The organism is Solwaraspora sp. WMMD937, assembly GCF_029581175.1.
Classification (GTDB): Bacteria; Actinomycetota; Actinomycetes; order Mycobacteriales; family Micromonosporaceae; genus Micromonospora_E.
Genome location: NZ_CP120738.1, coordinates 5,403,155 through 5,421,555, shown reverse-complemented (window position 1 = coordinate 5,421,555; position 18,401 = coordinate 5,403,155). Strand labels below are relative to the sequence as shown.

Annotated in this window: 18 protein-coding genes and 1 tRNA gene; 11 read left to right on the top strand and 8 right to left on the bottom strand. The window is 68.8% G+C overall.

Features of this window, described 5'->3' with window-relative positions; translation table 11 throughout:
* Positions 1 to 93 precede the first annotated feature (93 nt).
* Positions 94 to 1,302 (top strand): D-mannonate dehydratase ManD, encoded by a 1,209-nt coding sequence (manD, locus tag O7621_RS23950; protein ID WP_282231328.1) that lies wholly within the window; start codon positions 94 to 96, stop codon positions 1,300 to 1,302.
* 121 nt (positions 1,303 to 1,423) lie between these two features.
* Here the strand turns inward: manD and O7621_RS23945 are convergent, their stop codons facing one another.
* Together O7621_RS23945 and O7621_RS23940 are read right to left on the bottom strand one after the other, a co-directional pair.
* Complete coding sequence (locus tag O7621_RS23945) at positions 1,424 to 2,047, bottom strand: GNAT family N-acetyltransferase (protein ID WP_282234710.1); 624 nt, start codon at positions 2,045 to 2,047, stop codon at positions 1,424 to 1,426.
* Positions 2,041 to 2,406 carry a hypothetical protein gene (locus O7621_RS23940; protein ID WP_282231327.1) on the bottom strand — a complete coding sequence of 122 codons (366 nt, stop codon included), beginning with the start codon at positions 2,404 to 2,406 and terminating at the stop codon, positions 2,041 to 2,043. The genes O7621_RS23945 and O7621_RS23940 overlap by 7 nt, the downstream gene beginning before the upstream one ends.
* Positions 2,407 to 2,866: 460 nt before the next feature.
* Between O7621_RS23940 and O7621_RS23935 the strand changes: the two genes are divergently transcribed.
* The 3 genes from O7621_RS23935 to O7621_RS23925 are packed head-to-tail and all read left to right on the top strand — an operon-like array spanning position 2,867 to position 5,179.
* Entirely contained in the window at positions 2,867 to 4,237 is a 1,371-nt protein-coding gene (locus tag O7621_RS23935; RefSeq protein WP_282231326.1) for a transcriptional regulator, read from the top strand.
* A gap of 4 nt (positions 4,238 to 4,241) precedes the next feature.
* Positions 4,242 to 4,952: an SDR family NAD(P)-dependent oxidoreductase gene (locus tag O7621_RS23930; RefSeq protein WP_281550473.1), complete on the top strand. Its 711-nt coding sequence runs from the start codon at positions 4,242 to 4,244 to the stop codon at positions 4,950 to 4,952.
* A 35-nt stretch (positions 4,953 to 4,987) separates the two neighbouring features.
* Positions 4,988 to 5,179 carry a DUF397 domain-containing protein gene (locus O7621_RS23925; protein ID WP_282231325.1) on the top strand — a complete coding sequence of 64 codons (192 nt, stop codon included), beginning with the start codon at positions 4,988 to 4,990 and terminating at the stop codon, positions 5,177 to 5,179.
* A gap of 156 nt (positions 5,180 to 5,335) precedes the next feature.
* Here the strand turns inward: O7621_RS23925 and O7621_RS23920 are convergent, their stop codons facing one another.
* From O7621_RS23920 to O7621_RS23900, 5 genes are all read right to left on the bottom strand, one after another.
* On the bottom strand, positions 5,336 to 7,261 hold the full coding sequence (locus tag O7621_RS23920; protein WP_282231324.1) for a M48 family metallopeptidase: 1,926 nt from the start codon (positions 7,259 to 7,261) through the stop codon (positions 5,336 to 5,338).
* A gap of 4 nt (positions 7,262 to 7,265) precedes the next feature.
* The gene (locus tag O7621_RS23915) at positions 7,266 to 7,865 is read right to left on the bottom strand and encodes a LemA family protein (protein ID WP_282231323.1); all 600 of its coding nucleotides are present in this window, start codon (positions 7,863 to 7,865) and stop codon (positions 7,266 to 7,268) included.
* Between the two features lie 115 nt (positions 7,866 to 7,980).
* Positions 7,981 to 8,790: a hypothetical protein gene (locus O7621_RS23910; RefSeq protein ID WP_282231322.1), complete on the bottom strand. Its 810-nt coding sequence runs from the start codon at positions 8,788 to 8,790 to the stop codon at positions 7,981 to 7,983.
* Positions 8,791 to 8,843: 53 nt separating this feature from the next.
* Complete coding sequence (locus tag O7621_RS23905; RefSeq protein WP_282231321.1) at positions 8,844 to 9,761, bottom strand: hypothetical protein; 918 nt, start codon at positions 9,759 to 9,761, stop codon at positions 8,844 to 8,846.
* 59 nt (positions 9,762 to 9,820) lie between these two features.
* Positions 9,821 to 11,524: a hypothetical protein gene (locus O7621_RS23900; protein ID WP_282231320.1), complete on the bottom strand. Its 1,704-nt coding sequence runs from the start codon at positions 11,522 to 11,524 to the stop codon at positions 9,821 to 9,823.
* 197 nt (positions 11,525 to 11,721) lie between these two features.
* Here O7621_RS23900 and O7621_RS23895 point away from each other — a divergent pair, with 197 nt between their 5' ends.
* The gene (locus tag O7621_RS23895) at positions 11,722 to 12,414 is read left to right on the top strand and encodes an NUDIX domain-containing protein (protein ID WP_282231319.1); all 693 of its coding nucleotides are present in this window, start codon (positions 11,722 to 11,724) and stop codon (positions 12,412 to 12,414) included.
* A gap of 43 nt (positions 12,415 to 12,457) precedes the next feature.
* On the opposite strand, the gene O7621_RS23890 is transcribed toward O7621_RS23895, so the two are convergent.
* Positions 12,458 to 12,534 (bottom strand) — tRNA-Leu (locus O7621_RS23890).
* Between the two features lie 106 nt (positions 12,535 to 12,640).
* Here O7621_RS23890 and O7621_RS23885 point away from each other — a divergent pair.
* From O7621_RS23885 to O7621_RS23860, 6 genes are all read left to right on the top strand, one after another.
* Entirely contained in the window at positions 12,641 to 13,258 is a 618-nt protein-coding gene (locus O7621_RS23885; protein WP_123602467.1) for a response regulator, read from the top strand.
* A gap of 289 nt (positions 13,259 to 13,547) precedes the next feature.
* Positions 13,548 to 14,711 carry a branched-chain amino acid ABC transporter substrate-binding protein gene (locus O7621_RS23880; RefSeq protein ID WP_282231318.1) on the top strand — a complete coding sequence of 388 codons (1,164 nt, stop codon included), beginning with the start codon at positions 13,548 to 13,550 and terminating at the stop codon, positions 14,709 to 14,711.
* Positions 14,712 to 14,810: 99 nt separating this feature from the next.
* Positions 14,811 to 15,761: a branched-chain amino acid ABC transporter permease gene (locus O7621_RS23875; RefSeq protein ID WP_278170022.1), complete on the top strand. Its 951-nt coding sequence runs from the start codon at positions 14,811 to 14,813 to the stop codon at positions 15,759 to 15,761.
* A complete protein-coding gene (locus tag O7621_RS23870) occupies positions 15,758 to 16,867 on the top strand; it encodes a branched-chain amino acid ABC transporter permease (RefSeq protein ID WP_281550462.1) in 1,110 nt (369 codons plus the stop codon). The genes O7621_RS23875 and O7621_RS23870 overlap by 4 nt, the downstream gene beginning before the upstream one ends.
* Positions 16,860 to 17,678 (top strand): ABC transporter ATP-binding protein, encoded by an 819-nt coding sequence (locus O7621_RS23865; RefSeq protein WP_282231317.1) that lies wholly within the window; start codon positions 16,860 to 16,862, stop codon positions 17,676 to 17,678. The genes O7621_RS23870 and O7621_RS23865 overlap by 8 nt, the downstream gene beginning before the upstream one ends.
* A complete protein-coding gene (locus O7621_RS23860) occupies positions 17,668 to 18,378 on the top strand; it encodes an ABC transporter ATP-binding protein (RefSeq protein ID WP_278170019.1) in 711 nt (236 codons plus the stop codon). Before O7621_RS23865 ends, O7621_RS23860 begins: the two co-directional genes overlap by 11 nt.
* Positions 18,379 to 18,401 lie beyond the last annotated feature (23 nt).

The following is an 18,401-nucleotide window of genomic DNA, read 5'->3' as shown; positions in this document are numbered from 1 at the left end:
GGATCTTCCCGCCGCCCGGATCTCCCGGCATCGTCGGTTCGGCTAACCTCGGCGGCGAGCGGCAGCCGGCCGCGCAGACGAGGAGACTGGTCGATGCGGATCGTGGACGCCCGGGTGATCGTGACCTGCCCGGGCCGCAACTTCGTCACCTTGAAGATCGTCACCTCGGACGGTGTGACCGGCGTCGGCGACGCCACCCTCAACGGCCGCGAACTGGCCGTCGCCAGCTACCTGCGTGACCACGTGGTGCCGACGCTGATCGGTCGGGACGCGAGCCGGATCGAGGACACCTGGCAGTACCTGTACCGGGGTGCCTACTGGCGGCGCGGCCCGGTCACGATGAGCGCCATCGCGGCAGTCGACACCGCGCTGTGGGACATCAAGGGAAAGACCGCCGGACTACCGGTCTACCAGCTGCTCGGCGGTCGCTGCCGCGACGGGGTCACCGTCTACGGCCACGCCAACGCCGAGACGGTCCCCGAGGTGCTCGCCGAGGTGGCCCGCTACGTCGACCTCGGCTACCGGGCGGTGCGGGTGCAGACCGCCGTCCCGGGCCTGCCGGCCACCTACGGCGTCGGCAAGGACCGGATGTTCTACGAGCCGGCCGACGCCGCGATCCCCACCGAGACCACCTGGTCGACCGAGCGCTACCTGGTGCACACCCCGCAGGTCTTCGCGGCGGTACGCGACGAGTTCGGCCCGCACCTGAAGCTGCTGCACGACGCCCACCACCGGCTCACCCCGATCGAGGCGGCCCGGCTCGGCAAGGACCTGGAACCGTACCGGCTGACCTGGCTGGAGGACCCGGTCCCGGCCGAGCTGCAGGAGGGTTTCCGGCTGATCCGCCAGCACACCACCACGCCGATCGCCGTCGGGGAGGTCTTCAACACCATCTTCGACTGTCAGCAGCTGATCACCGAGCAGCTGATCGACTACGTCCGGACCACCGTGGTCCGGGCCGGCGGGATCAGTCACCTGCGGCGGATCTTCGACCTGGCGGCGCTGCACCACGTCCGTAGCGGCTCGCACGGCGCCACCGACCTGTCCCCGGTCTGCATGGCGGCGGCGCTGCACGTCGACCTGAGCATCCCCAACTTCGGCCTGCAGGAGTACATGCGGCACACCCAGGCCACCGACGAGGTCTTCCCGCACTCGTACCACTTCGCCGACGGTTACCTGCACCCCGGCGAGGAACCCGGGCTCGGCGTCGACATCGACGAGTCTGCGGCGGCGCGCTACCCGTACGCGCCGGCGTCGCTGCCGGTCAACCGGCTCACCGACGGCAGTATGCACAACTGGTGACCCGGCCAGGCCGGTCGGTTTCTTGCCGGCACGCGTCGATGTGAGGCTGAGATACCCTACGACGCAGGCAGATGTGAGGTATCTCAGCCTCACATCGACGAAGCGGTGCGGCTCTTCCGGCTCAGCCGACACGCAGTGCTGCGGCCATGGGCGGTTGGTCGAGTGGTGCGCCGCCCCGACGCATTGCCCACAGCGGCGGGCCGCCGGCCGGCAGGTGGGCCACCCGTACGATCCGGTAGCCGTGGCGCAGGTAGAACGCCTGGGACCGTGGACTGCTCGCCTCGACCACGGCCGGCATGCCGATCCGGTCCAGCCGGGCATGATGCGCGGCGAGCAGCGCCGACCCGATGCCCTGGCGTCTCAGCCAGGGCGCCGCCGCCAGGAACGCCAGGTGGTGGTGCCGACCGGTCGCTTCCACGCGGCCGGCGGTGAACGTGTAGTGCGCGTACGGGCCGTGCCGGTCGCCGCAGGCCCGCAACCTGCGCCGTTGATGCTCCGCCGCGAGCAGCCGGTCGAACGGGTGCGGGTACCAGATCGCCACCCCGTCGCAGTGGCCGACGACATCGACGATCCCGTGCCGTACGCCGAACTCCAGCTCGGCGGTGAAGAACTGGTGCATCGTCAGGTACCGCAGTGCGTGGTCGCTGATCAGCCAGGACACCACCGGGTCCAGCACGCATGCCTGCGCCATCAACTCGGCCAACGGCTCAACATCAGCGGCCGTCGCCGCCCGTACGGTCAGCATGGCCGCCACGTCCACACCAGGAACCGGTCGAACAGCTCGGCCGCCGTGACATCGAGCAGGTCGAACGCCGCCTCGGTCATCCGCTCCACCATGTACGTCGCCAACGCGACCGGCCCGAACACCCCCGCCAACTCGACCCGCGCCACCAGACACGGCCACAACTCGCCGCAGCCGGCACACGACCACGACGGCCGCACCGCCACATGACCACCACCGCCGCCGCTGTCGGCCGCCGACTCCGCGCCGGCCACATCGCGGTACGCCGCACCGCCGACCCGGCCGACCCCGGGTTGCCCGTCGTGCCGGACGACCAGCACCCCACCACCGGCAGCGGCCAGGTCCCGCAACCGTGCCCTCACCGCGACCACCGGCCCTGGTTGACCCGAGCCGCGTCCACCGCAGCCCGACCGACAGCCCCGGACCGACCGGCACCGGCCGCGCCGGACAGCCCGGTGGGGCTGAACCGCATCGAATGCCGAGGCATACATTCCGGACACCGCAACGTCGCCCCACACCTCGGACACCAGCGGCGACGTGCAACGTTGAGTAGGAACCCCGCGACGAAGCCAACGATGATCCCCGCAAGTAGGGAGAGGAGAAGCTGAGGCACTGGACGCCCTTCCGTCAGATCGTGAAGATGGTGCGCCTTCGCCCTCACGTCATGATCAGCTATTGGTAGGGCGCCTTGACGCTCACTCAGCAAAGCGCTGCTACGGACCGACGTTCCACCCGTCAGCTGTTGTCTTGGTGTTGTCTCCACACCCGACTGAACATGAAACGTCCTTTTAGTGCGGCTCGATCGTCACGATCTCCGGTAGGTTGATCCGAGACGAGAGGGGAACCGTGAGAAGCGATCCTTTTCAGAACCAGTCTCGAATCTTGGTGCACCCGCTCGCCTACGTTCGGCATGATCGAAATTGGAGTCAACAGGATCTGGTCGACAAGATCGCCCGGCGGCTGAACACCGCTGCCCGACGCGAGAAAGCGTGGCGCTGGGAGCGTTGGGGCGTCGTGCCCGACCTCGCAACTCAGTGCGCGCTCGCCGACGAGTTGGGCGTACCGCGACAGGCGGTCCGCGAGCTGGGCTGGCCCCATTGGCTACCGGTCGGTCAGCGGATCGACACCGACACCCCTTGGACGATCGACGGCGGATTGACGCTGTTGAGAGAGACGGCGGGAGCAGCAGTGATGGATCGGCGCGGGTTCATGATCCTCGGTGTCGGCGCGGCGGCGACACTCGCACAGCAGTGGCTCACGCTTGATCCGCCACCGCTGCGTTCGGCGCTGGACGGCGGCCCACTCGACGCCTCGCTCGTCGACTGCTTCGAGCAACGCCTCCCCACTCTCCGGCAGATCGACGCGCTCCTCGGCGGCGGAAGCGTCCGTGACGTCGTGGACGCGGAGCTGCGACTCGTCACCGACCTGTTGAGCAACAGCTCCTACGCCGACAGCATCGGCCGACGGATGTTCGCGGTCGCCACCGAACTCGGCAGGATCGCCGGCTGGGCCAGCTTCGACGCCGGCCACCAGGCCGCAGCCGAGCGCTACTGGGTTTCCGCGCTGCACACCGCGCACCTCGCCGACGATCGGACCGCCGGCGCGAACATTCTGAAGTGCATGAGCCTGCAGCGGGTCGACAGCGACCGGGCAGAGGAAGCACTCGCACTGGCCACCGCCGCCGTCGATGGAGCCGGGGATGCTCCCGCGCGGGTGCTGGCGATGTTCGCCACCCGCAAGGCCCGAGCCCACGCCGCCCTTAACGACGCCAGTGCAGCGGAACGCTGTCTCACCAGCGCGGAAACGCACATGGCCCGAGCTGATGACGAGCCCGGCCCGACCTGGGCCGGCTACTTCGACCAGGCCGAGTACTGCGCACAGGTCGCGGCCTGCTACCTCATGCTCGAACGCCACCGGAACGCCGACCGCTGGCTCGCCCAAGCATTGGACCTGCACCCCACGACCCGCAGCCGGGACCGCGCCACCTATTTGATCTGGCGGGCGGGCGTCACCGCCAGCCTCGGCGACGTCGAACAAGCCTGCGCGTACGTGCACCGCGCAGCACCCGAGGTCGTGAAGACCCGCTCGCTCCGGAACCATCACCGGCTGATGGGCATCCACAGCCGCCTTACCAAGTACGACACCCCCGCCACCCGCGAGTTGGACGAACGCGTACGGGGTCTGGTCGCATAGCACCATGACATCGGACGTCCAGCGGGTAGCCGTCGTCACCGGAGCCAACCGAGGGCTCGGCCGAGCAATCGCCCAGCAGCTTGCACAGGCCGGCCTCCACGTCGTGGTCACCGCCAGAAGCGACGAAGCCGCAGAGCGCACCGCCACAGAGCTGACCGGCCTCGGCCTGCCTGCCTCCGGCCACCAGCTCGACATCACCGACCCCGCCAGCGTCGCGCGCGCCATGGCCGACGTCGGCTACCAGTACGGCCGGCTCGACGTCCTGGTCAACAACGCTGCCATCGCCATCGACCGAGGCCAGGCCGCCAGCGCGGCCGACATGGAGAAGGTCGCTGCGACCCTCGACGCGAACCTCATCGGCACCTGGCGCTGCTGCACCGCCGCCATCCCCGAGATGAAGCGAAACGGGTACGGCCGGATCGTCAACGTCACCAGCCACATGGGTACGTCCGCCGAAATGGGCACCGGCAGCGTCTCCTACCGAGTCTCCAAAGCAGGCGTCAACGCGTTCACCCAGATCCTCGCCGCAGAGCTACACGAGCACAACATCCTCGTCAACGCGGCGTCGCCGGGGAAGGTCGACACCCGCCTCGCTTACGGAAAAGCCAATGACACTCCCGGCGAAGCAGCCGACACCTTCACCTGGCTGGCCACGCTCCCCGACGATGGACCCACCGGCGACCTCTTCTACAACCGCAAGCTACTACCCTGGTAGGTAGGAGATAGGCGGAAGCCAACCGGGGAGGAATCATGTCTGATCTGACCGGTGCGGAGCGGCGGAAGAGCAGCCGAAGCAGCTCACAAGGCAACTGTGTCGAGGTTGCAACTAATTACCCAGAAATCGTCGCTGTCCGGGACAGCAAAGATAGGGAAGGGGCGACGTTGATCTTCACGTCCCACGGATGGGATGCCTTTCTCGTTTTCGCCAGAGTAACGAGGTAGCCGCCCATCTTCAGACGCATGTGCCGTGATCCGCTGCGCTCCAGCTGACCACACGCCGGCGTGTCGGGTCGAAGAGACGCTGTGGATCACGGCTGTACGAGGTCGGTCAGCGAGGACGTCGTCACGAGCGCGGCTCCAGGGGCAGGCTGTGAGCGGTCAGGCCGGCACCGGAAGTGGTGGCAGTGGGCTGTGCAGGATCAGGCAGATGGTCCGCAGCAGCTCGACCTCCGGCACGGTCATCACCCCGTCGTGTCCGATCACCGCGACCGCCGCCGCCACCAGCCGGGACTTCTCCACCGGGCGCAGTTCGTCGAGGAGCGGCCAGACCGATTCCAGTTCCAGTACGCCGCCCGCAGGCGGGGTGAACCGGGCGGATGCCTCGGGCAGGGCGTGCGCCGCACCGGCGGCGAAGGCCCGCTGCGCGGCGGCCGGATCCGGGTGCCCGGCCTGGGCGAGCACGCTGAGCAGCGTCTGTACAGCCGGTTGGCTGGCGCGCAGCGTACGGCGGCCGTGGCCCGGCTGCGACGATGGCCGCAGCGATTCGCGCAGCTCATCGCCGACGAGCCGGGACAGGCAGTACTCGAAGACGCTGATCCGCCCGTCGGCCCGGACCAGGGTGGCCATCGCGTCGGCGAGCGCGTCCCGGTCGGCCGGTGACCGCTGCGCCAACGCGGGGAAGGCGACCTCGGCCAGCGGCAGCCGCAGCATCGGGTGCAGGCCGGCGGTGCGCGCACCGGCCTGCCAGGCGGCGTCGGCGAGCGCGGTGCCGTACCGCTGGGTGATGGCGGCGTGCTGGCCGGCGCGGACCTGCGGGTCGGCCGACAGCAGCAGGCCGAGGATCAACGGTGCCACTGTGTCCGGTCGACGGGCCTGCTCCGTCAGCTCCTGCGGGATCCGGGAGAGCAGGTCGGCGGCGTGAGGGTAGGCGCCGGCCGGGGGTGCGCCGATCCGGTCGACGACCTGGGCCGGGTCCATCGGCACCTGGGTGTCGTCGGCGGGCAACGCGGCGCCGCCCGGGGTGCCGCCGGTCAGCCCGAGCGCGCGGTCCTCGGCCAGCCCGGATGGCGGGGCCGCCGCCCACCGCCGGGACAGTGTGGTCAGCTCGGTCGCGTCGAAGCTGGGATCGAGTGCCTTGATCCGGTCGGCGATCGGCGGATGCGTCGAGAACAGCGCGGTCAGCCTGCCACCCGGCCCGAACAGCATGTGGCCGACCTCTTCGGACTTCGGACTCGTCAACTGTGACCCGGCGGGCAGCCCGGCGATCTTCTTGAGCGCACCGGCCAGCCCGGCGGTCTGCCGGGTGAACTGCACGGCCGACGCGTCGGCCAGGTACTCGCGTTGCCGGGACACCGACGCTTTGATCAGTCGGCCGACCAGCACACCGACGTACCCGGCGGCGACCATCGCCAGCCCGATCAGCGGCAGCGGATTGCCGCCCCGGTTGTCGCTGCGGGAGCGGCCACCGCTGACGAATCCGGTGCGCAGTAGGCCACGGCCGATCACCGCCAGGAACAGGATGCCGAACAGCAGCCCCATCAACCGGATGTTGAGCCGCATGTCGCCGTTGACCACGTGGCTGAACTCGTGGGCGATGACGCCCTGCAGCTCGTCGCGGTTGAGCCGCTCCAGCGTGCCCCGGGTGACCGCGATCGCCGCATCCGAGGTCGACCAGCCGGCGGCGAACGCGTTGATCCCCTCCTCGCGCGGCAGCAGGTAGATCTCCGGCACCGGCACGCCGGAAGCGATGGCGATCTCCTCGACCACGTTGCGCAGCCGGCGCAGCTGCGGGTCGGTGGTGTCCGGCGGCACCGGTACGCCGCCGAGCTCCCGGGCCACCCGTCCGCCGCCACCGCGTAGCGTGACGGTGCGGACCAGCGCCGCCAGGCCGATCACCGCGACGGTCGCCAGGCTGGTCACCACCAGCATCCCGAGGAGCGCGGCCGGTTGCCGGGACGCGCCGTCGAAGACGACGAAGACGGCGAGGTCGACCACGGCCACGATGCCGACGACGGCGGCCACGAACAGCACGACCAGCCGGGCGGAGACCCGTCGGACCTGACGTTGCCGTTCGAAGAAGTTCATTCGCTCAGAAGTTCACCTGGGGAGCCTGCCGCTGCTGCGGATCGTCGACCTCGAACAGGGCGGCCGGGCTGAACGAGAACATGCTCGCCACGATGCTGCCGGGGAAGCGTTCCCGCTTGTTGTTGTAGCCCATCACCGCGTCGTTGTAGGCCTGCCGGGCGAAGGCGACCCGGTTCTCGGTGGAGGTCAGCTCCTCGGTCAACTGCATCATGTTCTGGTTGGCCTTGAGGTCCGGGTACGCCTCGGAGAGCGCGAACAGCCTTCCCAGTGTCTGGGTCAGCATGTTCTCGGCCCCGGCTAGCTGCTGCATCGCCGCGGGGTCGCCCGGCTTGCCGGTCGCGGCGGCCTGTGCGTCGACCGCGCCGCCGCGAGCGGCGATCACCGCTTCGAGCGCCTCACGTTCGTGTCTCATGTACCCCTTGGCAACCTCGACGAGGTTGGGGATGAGGTCGTGGCGTCGGGTCAGCTGTACGTCGATCTGGGCGAACGCGTTCCGGAACGCGTTACGGGCGGTGACCAGACCGTTGTACACCGCGACGCCGTACCCGGCGAAGACTACCACAACTATACAAATCAGGCAGAAGAGCCCAATGGCCAGTTCCATGTCCTCCTGCTCCCTGCCTCGCCAGCGGTGACGCAGCGACCCCGGCGGCCTGCACTGATAGCTCGCCCGAGCGTACGCCACCTGCACCGCAGCCGGGCCGAACCAGAGCGGCCGGTCAGGGCACCGGAGCCCCAGTGAGGTCGACCGGCCGTCCGTGCCGCCAGAGGTGTTCGAACTCGTCACGGAAGTGTCGGTACCACTGCAGACTGGCGGTGGTCAGCGTCATCATCGGTTCGGCTGCCGACGGGCGGTGTGAGTAGAGGTCGACGTGAATGCGTCCGGTCTCCTCGTCGGCGTCCAGCAGGATCATCCCCGACGCCGGCACGAGCGGCAGCAACCGTACCTCCAGGGAGCCGGTGCCGGGACGGGCGGTACGGGCCAGCTCGCGTAACAGGTCGAGAGTAGGCCGGGCCCGGTTGACGAAGATGTCCCGGTCGTCCGGAAGGGTGGCCCGCCGGGCGGCCTCGGCCGGTACGGAGGTCGCCGGGTCGATGAGCGCCACTCTGATGCGGGCACCTGCGGCAAGCCGGCTGGCGATCTGATCGACCTGGTTGCGCAGGGTCCGGCCGAGGGTCACCCCGACTAGGGCGATGTCCTCGACGTCGGTGAGGTCGACGTCTGCACCGGAGGTGGAGGCCCGTAGCGACATCCCGCCGGACGGCTGGGCCGGCAGGTGCCGAATCAGCCGTACCGCGCCGTCCAGCCGGCGCACCACCTGGTCCAGCTGCCGGCGCTCCCCGGCCACCGTCGTGGTGAGCAGGGCCAGCGTTCCCAGCGTCGCGGCAGCCACGGTGGCGGTGTCGACCACGTCAAGGACGCCGAGCAGACCGAGCGCCAGGGCGAGCAGGACGGTGATTACGGTGTCCAGCCGGTGGCTGAACAGACCACGCCTGCGCGGTGGCCAGGCGCGAATCGGACCTGGCATCGCATCCTCCTGGTACGGCAGGTGCTGCCCGGACCGGGTCCGGGCAGCACCTGTCAGCGGCGTGCGTCCCACAGGTAGGGCAGCACGCGGTGGAACGCCCGGGCGGCGTTTCGGGCCGCCAGGTCGTGGTCGCGGTGGCCCTTTGCCGCGTCGGCATGGTCGGAAATGCCGCGGAGCACGAGCCAGCCGGTAAGCCCGGTACCGTCGGCGAACTCCTCCCGGAAGCCCTGTACGAGGCCACCGGACTCGGTCTCCACAGCGAGGCACTTCTCCTGGAAGTCATGCAAGAACGTACGGATCCGGGAGTGTTCGTCGGTGATCACCGCGCTGCCGGAACCCAGCGGCCCGCGTCGTACGCGGAAGTCGTCGCCGTGATCCGGTGAGGGAATTCGCAATGGCTCGCCCTCGGTGCTGAACAGGTCGTTTACCGCGATGGTCAGTGCCGCCGTCAGCGCCGTCGACTCGCCCCGCCAGCGGGGACCGTCCGCGGTGTCCCGATGGTTGTCGTAGAAAATGATCTGGTCGGCGAGGACCACGTCGCCGACGTCGAGTTGAGCGCTGATGCCACCGGCGATGCCGACGAGGGCGATGATCGGCGGCGCGTACCAGTGCCGTAGCCGGGTGTAGGCGGCGGTGGCCGACAGTTGCCCCCGGTCCAGGGTCTGCATCAGCACCGCTGTGCGCGGCCCGTGCGGAGTCTCGAAGGTGGCCTCGTGCACCCGGCTCCCGTCGGGGAGCACTTTGCGGCGGTACTCCTCGGCCTGCTGGAAGACCTCGACGACGGCGCGCGTCTCCTGCGGTAGCACGGTCAGCACACCCAGATCGGCCCGCTGCTGGGCGGGATCGGCTTCGGACTGCTGTGGTACGGCACGGGTGTCGCCCCGGTGTGGCGTGGCGCCGCCGGAAACCGGTTTGAACGAGTCGGAGATATGGTTGGCGTGTATGTCGCCCTGATGGAGGTTTCCACTCATGTCGCCACCGAAATAGGTTCCGCTGTTGTGACTGGCGGCTGGCTGGTTCATCGGGGCACTCACTTTCGAACCGGTTTGAACGAGTCGGAGATGTGGTTGGCGTGTATGTCGCCCTGATGGAGGTTTCCACTCATGTCGCCACCGAAATAGGTTCCGCTGTTGATCAGGACGTTCGCGCGCTGGCGGAACTCGGTGACGTCCACCCCCTGCTCGACGAGGAAGTCGAGGGTGGCGGCGACCAGGCGGCGAGTGACGATTTCCTGGTACTTCGCGACGTCCTGGTTCTGGAAGTCGTTGCGGACCTCGTCGAAGGTGGCCAGCTCGCGAACTCCGACCCGGGCGCCTCGGTCGATGCCGTACGGCAGGGCCGACCGACTCGTCGCGACGCGCCGGATCAGCGACCGTACGACGGTCCGGGCCAGGTTGACCGGAGCCATCGCCACCACCTGCGGTGATTCGGCCAGAGCGGACAGGGCGGCCCTGGCGTAGGGCAGTAGTCCGATGCTGCTGACGTCGTCAACGATCCGGTACTCGTCGCGGCACGGGGCCAGCGCGCAGGTGGCGATCTCGAGGTAGAGCGTGCGGCCCTGCAGCGCGAAGTGCGCGTAGACGGTGGTGACCAGCTCGCCCCGCCAGGAGGTGACCTGGCAGGCGAGGTAGTGCCGGCGGGCGTCGCGCGGCTGCCGGATGATGTCCACCATGGCGGGTCCCCAGGTCATCTGGGCCAACTCGGTGGTCTCGGTACCCGCTGTGAAGACCTTGTCCACCACCGTCAGGCCCGGCAACAGGTGTTCCGGCGAGTCCGCCTGGCTGAGCGTCGCGAGCCGGTCCCGGACGTATCCGACGAGCTGCTCCGCAGCGAATGGAAGTTCGTCGATCTCTCGCTGTGACTCGGAGGACCGGTCATCGAAGCCCTGTTGCGGGCGGATCATTCGGACGGCCAGGTCCGAGATTCCCAGGACCGTTCCTGATCCGACGAAGGGAGAGTAGCCGGAGTAGACGATGGTGTTTCCGCCCTGCTGCCGCAGGATCTCCTGGATTCGGCCGTCCGACGGCGGGGCCGGCGGACGGTTGGCGGGTCCATGCTGCGCGGCCTCGTGCCACCGGACGATGTTGGCGACAACGGTGGGCCCGAACGCAGCGCACAGAGCCGTCACGGCTCCGATATGGGCGACTACCACGAAGCTCGTGACGGGGTCTTCACCCTGGAACGCCTGACTGGTCACCAGGAGACTGGCGGAGCCGAAGAGCAGTGCCAGGAACAGCCAGAACGCGCCGATGCTGACCAGACTCGCGACGGCGGAGCCAACGATCCGGCTCAGCCATCGCGACTCGTCGACGGCTGTCCGGTGCAGCGAGTCGCGCACCAACCGGATTGTCGAGACAACCGACTGCACGGCGCCGAGCAGCATGCCGGTCGCCAGGATGCCGAACCCTCCGATGCAGAGGCTGAGGAGCAGCACTCCGACGATGACGGAGTCCCGGATGGTGAGGATGCGCCCGGCCTGTCGGCAGTGCCCGAGCACGGTGCCGAGGTCGAACCCGTAGGACGGTGCCACCGCCCGGGTCGGCTGGTCGTACACCTCCCGTAGCGCGGCCCGGCAGAACCGCTCGTCGAGGTACGCGCCGACGACAAGGTGTCGGGTAGCTGCGGTGGGCACCATCGCCGGCGCCATCGCCGGCGTCGGCGTCGGCGGTTGCGGTGTGGCCGGCTGCGGCGTGGGCGGCCGCTGCGGCGGCACGGGGGAGAACTGATCGGTCATGAGGGCGACCTCCGGGGAGGGTGCTGAAATCGGATCGCGGTCGGACGACGACCGGGCGGGACCGGGTCGTCACAGGTAGCCGATAGATATCGTCAGGTTGACGAGATCAGTTACCAAGCGTAAGTGGGCAATCGGTTATCGTCAAGGTGACGATTGGATACACTCAGGCCGTGAACGGTCGAGGAGTAGTGACCCTGGTGTCACTGACGGTTGACCTGGTCGTGTTGACCGTGCGGGACGAGCGGTTGCACGTGCTGTTGATCGAACGAGGCAAGCAGCCCTTTCTGGGCAGGACCGCCCTACCTGGAGGGTTCGTCGGCGCCAATGAGGACTCCGGTGCCGCCGCCCTGCGGGAGCTCGCCGAGGAGACCGGGATCGACGGCCGCGCCCTCCACCTCGAACAGCTGTACAGCTACACCGAGCCCGGGCGCGATCCGCGAGGCCGGGTGGTCAGCATCGCGTACCTCGCGCTCGCCCCCGACCTGCCGCTGCCGGCGGCCGGCACCGACGCGCGACATGCCAGGTGGACGCCGGTTGACGAGCTCGGCTCGGACGACCTCGCCTTCGACCACGCCACGATCCTGGCCGACGGAGTCGAACGGGCCCGCGCCAAGCTGGAGTACACGACCCTGGCGACGGCGTTCTGCCCGCCGACCTTCACCATCACCGAGCTGCGGCGGGTGTACGAGGTGGTGTGGGGGATGGGTATCGATCCCCGCAACTTCCACCGTAAGGTGGTCAACGCCGACGACTTCCTCGTTCCTACCGGCCATCGCCGGGTGACCGACGTGGGCCGGCCCGCCGCGCTCTACCGTGCCGGCGGGGCGACCGTGCTGTATCCGCCGATGCTGCGCAGCGGAAGCCACGGGCCAACGGCGGGACAGCGCTGATATCGAGTCCGGCCCGCCGAACCGAAGGGCCGCGCCTAGCTGGTGGTGCCCCCGGTGGGATTCGAACCCACACTGTCGGAGGTTTGAGCTCCGTCTCTCTACCGGTTGGAGTACGGGGACCTTTGTCGGGTCTGGGGCCCGGCTACGCCAAGCCTACCTACTACGCTGAAGGCGGTGACACCCAACCCGGTGGGTGTCGGGTGGCAAGCGTTGGGGGTAGGGGTACGTGGCCGACACGCAGGCGGGTGCCGAGCGCAGGCGGGTGCTGATCGCGGAGGACGAGGCGTTGATCCGCCTCGATCTGGCGGAGATGCTCCTGGAGGAGGGCTACGACGTGGTCGGCGAGGCCGGGGACGGCGAGACGGCCGTCCGGCTCGCCGAGGAGCTCAAGCCCGACCTGGTCATCCTTGACATCAAGATGCCGATCATGGACGGGTTGGCGGCGGCCGAGCGGATCGCCGGTGGCCGGATCGCCCCGGTGGTCATCCTCACCGCGTTCAGCCAGCGGGACCTGGTGGAGCGGGCCCGGGCGGCGGGTGCGATGGCGTACCTGGTGAAGCCGTTTCAGAAGAGCGACCTGGTGCCGGCGATCGAGATCGCGCTGTCTCGCTACTCCGAGGTGGCCGCGCTGGAGTCCGAGGTCGCCGGACTGACCGACCGGCTGGAGACCCGCAAGGTCGTCGAGCGGGCCAAGGGCATGTTGATGACCTCGTACGGCATGACCGAGCCGCAGGCGTTCAAGTGGATCCAGCGGATGGCGATGGACCACCGGATGACCATGCGCGACGTCGCCGACCGGATCCTGGCCGAGACGCCCGGTGAGGCCGCCAGCCAGCAGCAGTGAACCGAGGCCGCCAGGCAGCAGCAGAGCGGCGACGCCGGCGGCAGCAGTGAGCCGCCGCCCCGGCATCGACGTCGGGGGATGACAGCCGACGCGTGTTACAGCCATACGGGCAGTCAGGCCACGCTACGTAACGTTTTTGTCAACGGCCCTTCCTGGACCTTACGGCGTGCCCGGCAGGTGGGATAGCGTCCCGCCCCAAGGCCGGGATAGCGGCCGGGTGCGTGCTTCCCGCAAGAGCCAATCGGCAGTGGGTGGTTCGGGCCAATTGGATCTAGGAGGGTTTCGAGCCTTGAAGCGTAATCTTGTCCGCGTGCTCGGCGGCGTCGCCATGATGGCGCTCGTCGCGGGCGGCGCCGCCTGCGGCAGCGGCGATGGCGACACCACGGAAGCTGGCGGCGATGCGTGTGGTTACAAGATCGCCTTTTTCGGGGCGCTGACCGGTCCCTCGGCGGCGCTCGGCATCAACGAACGTAACGGTGCCGCGCTCGCGGTCGAGCAGTACAACGAAGCGAACCCGGACTGCGAGGTCGAGCTGGAGGGTCTGGACTCGCAGGGCAGCCCGGACCAGGCGCCGGGTCTGGCCCAGCGGGCCATCGACGACGACAAGATGCTCGGCATCGTCGGTCCGGCGTACTCCGGTGAGTCGGAGGCGGCCGGTCCGCTGTTCGCCGAGGCCGGTCTGGTCACCATCACCCCGTCGGCGACCCGGCCGAGCCTGGCCGACCAGGGCTGGCCGACCTTCTTCCGTGGCGTCGGCAACGACCTGAGCCAGGGTCCGGCCGCCGGCGTCTACATCCGCGACGTGCTGAACGCGGAGAAGGTGTTCGTCATCGACGACCAGTCGGCGTACGGTGCCGGGCTGGCCGACGAGGTCAAGAACGTCCTCGGCGACCTGGTCGTCGACTCCGACAAGGTCCAGGGCGAGGGCAAGCAGGTCGACTTCTCCGCGACCGTCACCAAGGTGCGTTCCTCGGAAGCGGACGCGGTCTTTTTCGGTGGCTACTACCAGGAGGCCGGCCTGATCCGTAAGCAGCTCACCGACGCGGGCATCACCGCGACGATGGTTGCCGGTGACGGCGTCAACGACCCGGCGTTCGTCGAGTCGGCCGGTGCGGCCGCCGCCGAGGGCACCATCCTCACCTGCCCCTGCCAGCCGGCCACCGAGGCGCGCGGCAGCTTCGCCGCCGACTACGAGGCGCTGCACGGCAGCCCGCCGGGCACCTACAGCGACACCGCCTACGACGCGGCGAACATCATGCTCGAGGGCATCAAGGAGGGCAACACCACCCGCGAGGCGCTGCTCGAGTGGGTGCGTGGCTACGAAGGCGAAGGTGTCGCGGCCAGCTACAAGTTCGACGACAAGGGCGAGATGGACGTCAACCAGGTTGTCGTCTGGGCGTTCAAGGTCGTCGACGGCGAGGTCGTGGCGGACCAGGAGATCCCCAAGCCCTGATCTGCCCGATCGGCGAGATCAGCTGTCTAGCGGGTGCGGCCGGGAGCACGCTCCCGGCCGCACCCGACTCTTTTCCCAGCCCTCGATGGAGCACCCTCCTTGGACGTCAACGGACTGCTCTCGAACTTCGGAGAGCTCACCACGACCGGCTTGACACAGGGCGCCATCTATGCCCTGGTCGCGCTGGGTTACACGCTGGTCTACGGCGTACTCAGACTCATCAACTTCGCCCACTCCGAGGTCTTCATCGCCGGTGCGTTCGCCGCGCTGTGGACCTGGGGCGCGCTCGGCCTGACCCAGGACTCGGTGGTCAGCGGAGTGGGCCAGATCGTCTTCTACTTCCTGATCGCGATGGTCGCCGCGGCGCTGGCGTCGGCGGCGACCGCGACCCTGGTCGAGCGGGTCGCGTACCGGCCGTTGCGTAAGCGCAACGCGCCGCCGCTGGCCTTCCTGATCACCGCGATCGGCGCGTCCATCGTGATGGCCGAGGCGTTCGGGATCTACACCCGGCGGTTGCCGCAGGGCCTGCCGACCATCGTCAGCAATGAGCCGTGGTTCACCGTCGCCGGCGTGCCGGTCAGCATCGTGCAGGTACTGACTGTCGTCGCGGCGCTGGGCATGATGATCGGCCTTGACTTCTTCATCAACCGCAGCCGGATGGGCCGGGGCGTGCGGGCGGTCGCCCAGGACCCGAACACCGCCGCGCTGATGGGGGTGAACAAGGACCGGATCATCATGATCATCTTCGTGATGGGCGGCCTGATGGCCGGCGTCGCCGGCCTGCTCTACAACGTCCGCATCGGGGTGCTCACCTACAGTGTCGGCTTCCTGCTCGGGCTCAAGGCGTTCACCGCCGCCGTACTCGGCGGGATCGGCAACCTGCGCGGCGCGCTGCTCGGCGGCTTCCTGCTCGGCGTGGTCGAGAACTACGCTTCCGGCCTGTTCGGTACGCAGTGGAAGGACTTCGTGGCCTTCGCCGTGCTGGTCGTCCTGCTGATGTTCCGGCCGACCGGCCTACTCGGCGAGTCCCTGGGGAGGGCGCGGGTATGACCAGTCTGCGGACCAAGCTGCACGACGCACGCGGCCAGCTCTCCGACCGCTGGCACCACATGCCCAAGTGGACCCGCTGGGTGCTGATCGCCGCCGTGGTGGTGTTCTTCTACGCCCTGCCCAACGAAGGCTTCTACCAGCACCTCGGGCCGATCCCGACCACCGAGTCCAACTTCGGTCAGGTGCTGTTCACCGTCTCCATCTACGTGCTGCTGGCGGTCGGGCTGAACATCGTGGTCGGCTTCGCCGGCCTGCTCGACCTCGGCTACTTCGGCTTCTTCGCCGTCGGGGCGTACACGGTCGCGGTGCTCACCTCGCCCAGCAGCGACCTGAAGACGCTCTGGCAGTGGGAGATGGCGCTGCCGCTGGCGATCGGCATCACGATGATCTCCGGCCTGATGCTCGGCACCCCGACCCTGCGGCTGCGCGGCGACTACCTGGCGATCGTCACCCTCGGCTTCGCCGAGATGATCCGGATCGCCGCGGTCAGCTCCGAGTTCCTCAAGGGCCAGCGCGGGCTCAACCAGATTCCGCACCCGCCCGGCGAGTACGCCGACGGCAAGCCGGTCTTCGGCGTGCTGGACGCCCGCCCGTACTACTGGCTGGTGCTCACCCTGATCATCGTGGTGGTGATCCTGGTCAGCAACCTCAACCGCAGCCGGGTCGGCCGGGCCTGGGTCTCGATCCGGGAGGACGAGGACGCCGCCCAGCTGATGGGGGTGCCCACCTTCAAGTTCAAGCTGTGGGCGTTCGCCATGGGCGCGGCGATCGGTGGCCTGGCCGGCGCGTTGTTCGCCGGCAAGCAGAACTTCGTCAGCTCGCAGAACTTCGAGCTGCTCAACTCGATCATCATCCTGGCCGCGGTGATCCTCGGCGGCTCCGGCAACATCGTCGGCGCGATCGTCGGCGGCGGCCTGGTGGCGTACCTGATCGAACGCTTCCGGGGCATCGAGCTGTTCGGCGTCGAACTCTACGAGTACCGGTTCCTGGTCTTCGGCCTGACTCTCGTCGTCATGATGATCTTCCGGCCGCAGGGCCTGATCGCCAACCGGCGACGATCCGCCGAGTTCAAGGACCGCCGTAAGGAGGTGGCCGTCGGTGGCTGACACCGAAGCGACCGGGGCCGGCCCGACCGCCGCGACCCGCGAACCCCTGCTCGAGGTCGACCACGTCACGCTGCGCTTCGGCGGCGTGGTCGCCCTGGACGACGTGAACTTCACCCTCTACAAGGGCGAGATCCTCGGCCTGATCGGCCCGAACGGGGCCGGCAAGACGACCTGCTTCAACGCGATGACCGGCATCTACCGGCCCACCGAGGGCGAGATCCGGTTCCGGGGCGAGCGGATCACCGGCAAGAAACGCCACCAGATCACCAAGATGGGCATGGCCCGGACGTTCCAGAACATCCGGCTCTTCCCCGAGATGACCGCCCTGGAGAACGTCCAGGTCGGCGCGGACGCCCACCACAAGACCAGCGTCATCTCGGCGATGCTGCGGCTGCCACGGCACTGGCGCGAGGAACGTGACGGCCGGGAGAAGGCCCGCGAGCTGCTGGACTTCGTCGGCATCGGGCACCGGATCGACGAAATGGCCCGCAACCTGTCGTACGGCGAACAGCGGCGGCTGGAGATCGCCCGGGCGCTGGCCACCAGCCCGGTGCTGCTGTGCCTCGACGAGCCGGCGGCCGGATTCAACCCGGCAGAGAAGGAGGAGCTGCTCCAACTGATCCGGCAGATCCGCGACCGGGGCGTCACCGTGCTGCTGATCGAGCACGACATGCGCCTGGTCATGGGAGTCACCGACCGGATCGTGGTGCTGGAGTTCGGAAAGAAGATCGCCGAAGGGCTCCCCGCCGAGGTGCGGGACGACCACCGGGTGATCGCCGCCTATCTGGGAGTGCCCGACGATGCTGCTTGAGATCGACGACGTCAGCCTGCTGTACGGGCGGATCCAGGCGCTGCACGGTATCAGCCTGACGGTGAACGAGGGCGAGATCGTCGCCCTGATCGGCGCCAACGGTGCCGGCAAGTCAACCACCATGCGGGCGATCTCCGGCATCCGGCCGATCGCCGCCGGGCGGATCACCTTCGACGGCGAGGACATCTCCAAGCTCCGGGCCGACCTGCGGGTCCGGCGCGGACTGTGCCAGGCACCGGAGGGCCGGGGCATCTTCCCCGGCATGACGGTGCTGGAGAACCTCGACATGGGGGCGTACACCCGGCGCGACCGCGCCGGTATCGCCGCCGACCTGGACCGGGTGCTGGGCCTGTTCCCTCGGCTGGCCGAGCGTCGCAGGCAGCCCGGCGGCACGCTGTCCGGCGGCGAGCAGCAGATGCTCGCCGTGGGCCGCGCGCTGATGAGCCGGCCGAAGCTGCTGCTGCTCGACGAGCCGTCGATGGGGCTCGCCCCGATGCTGATCCAGCAGATCTTCGACATCATCGTGGAGATCAACCAGCAGGGCACCACGGTCCTGCTGGTCGAGCAGAACGCCCAACAGGCGCTCTCCCGGGCCCACCGCGCGTACGTGCTGGAGACCGGCCGGATCGTCAAGTCCGGCACCGGCGCCGACCTGCTGCACGACCCGGCCGTCAAGGAGGCGTACCTCGGTGTCGCCTGACCCGGCACCGGTACGACCCGACC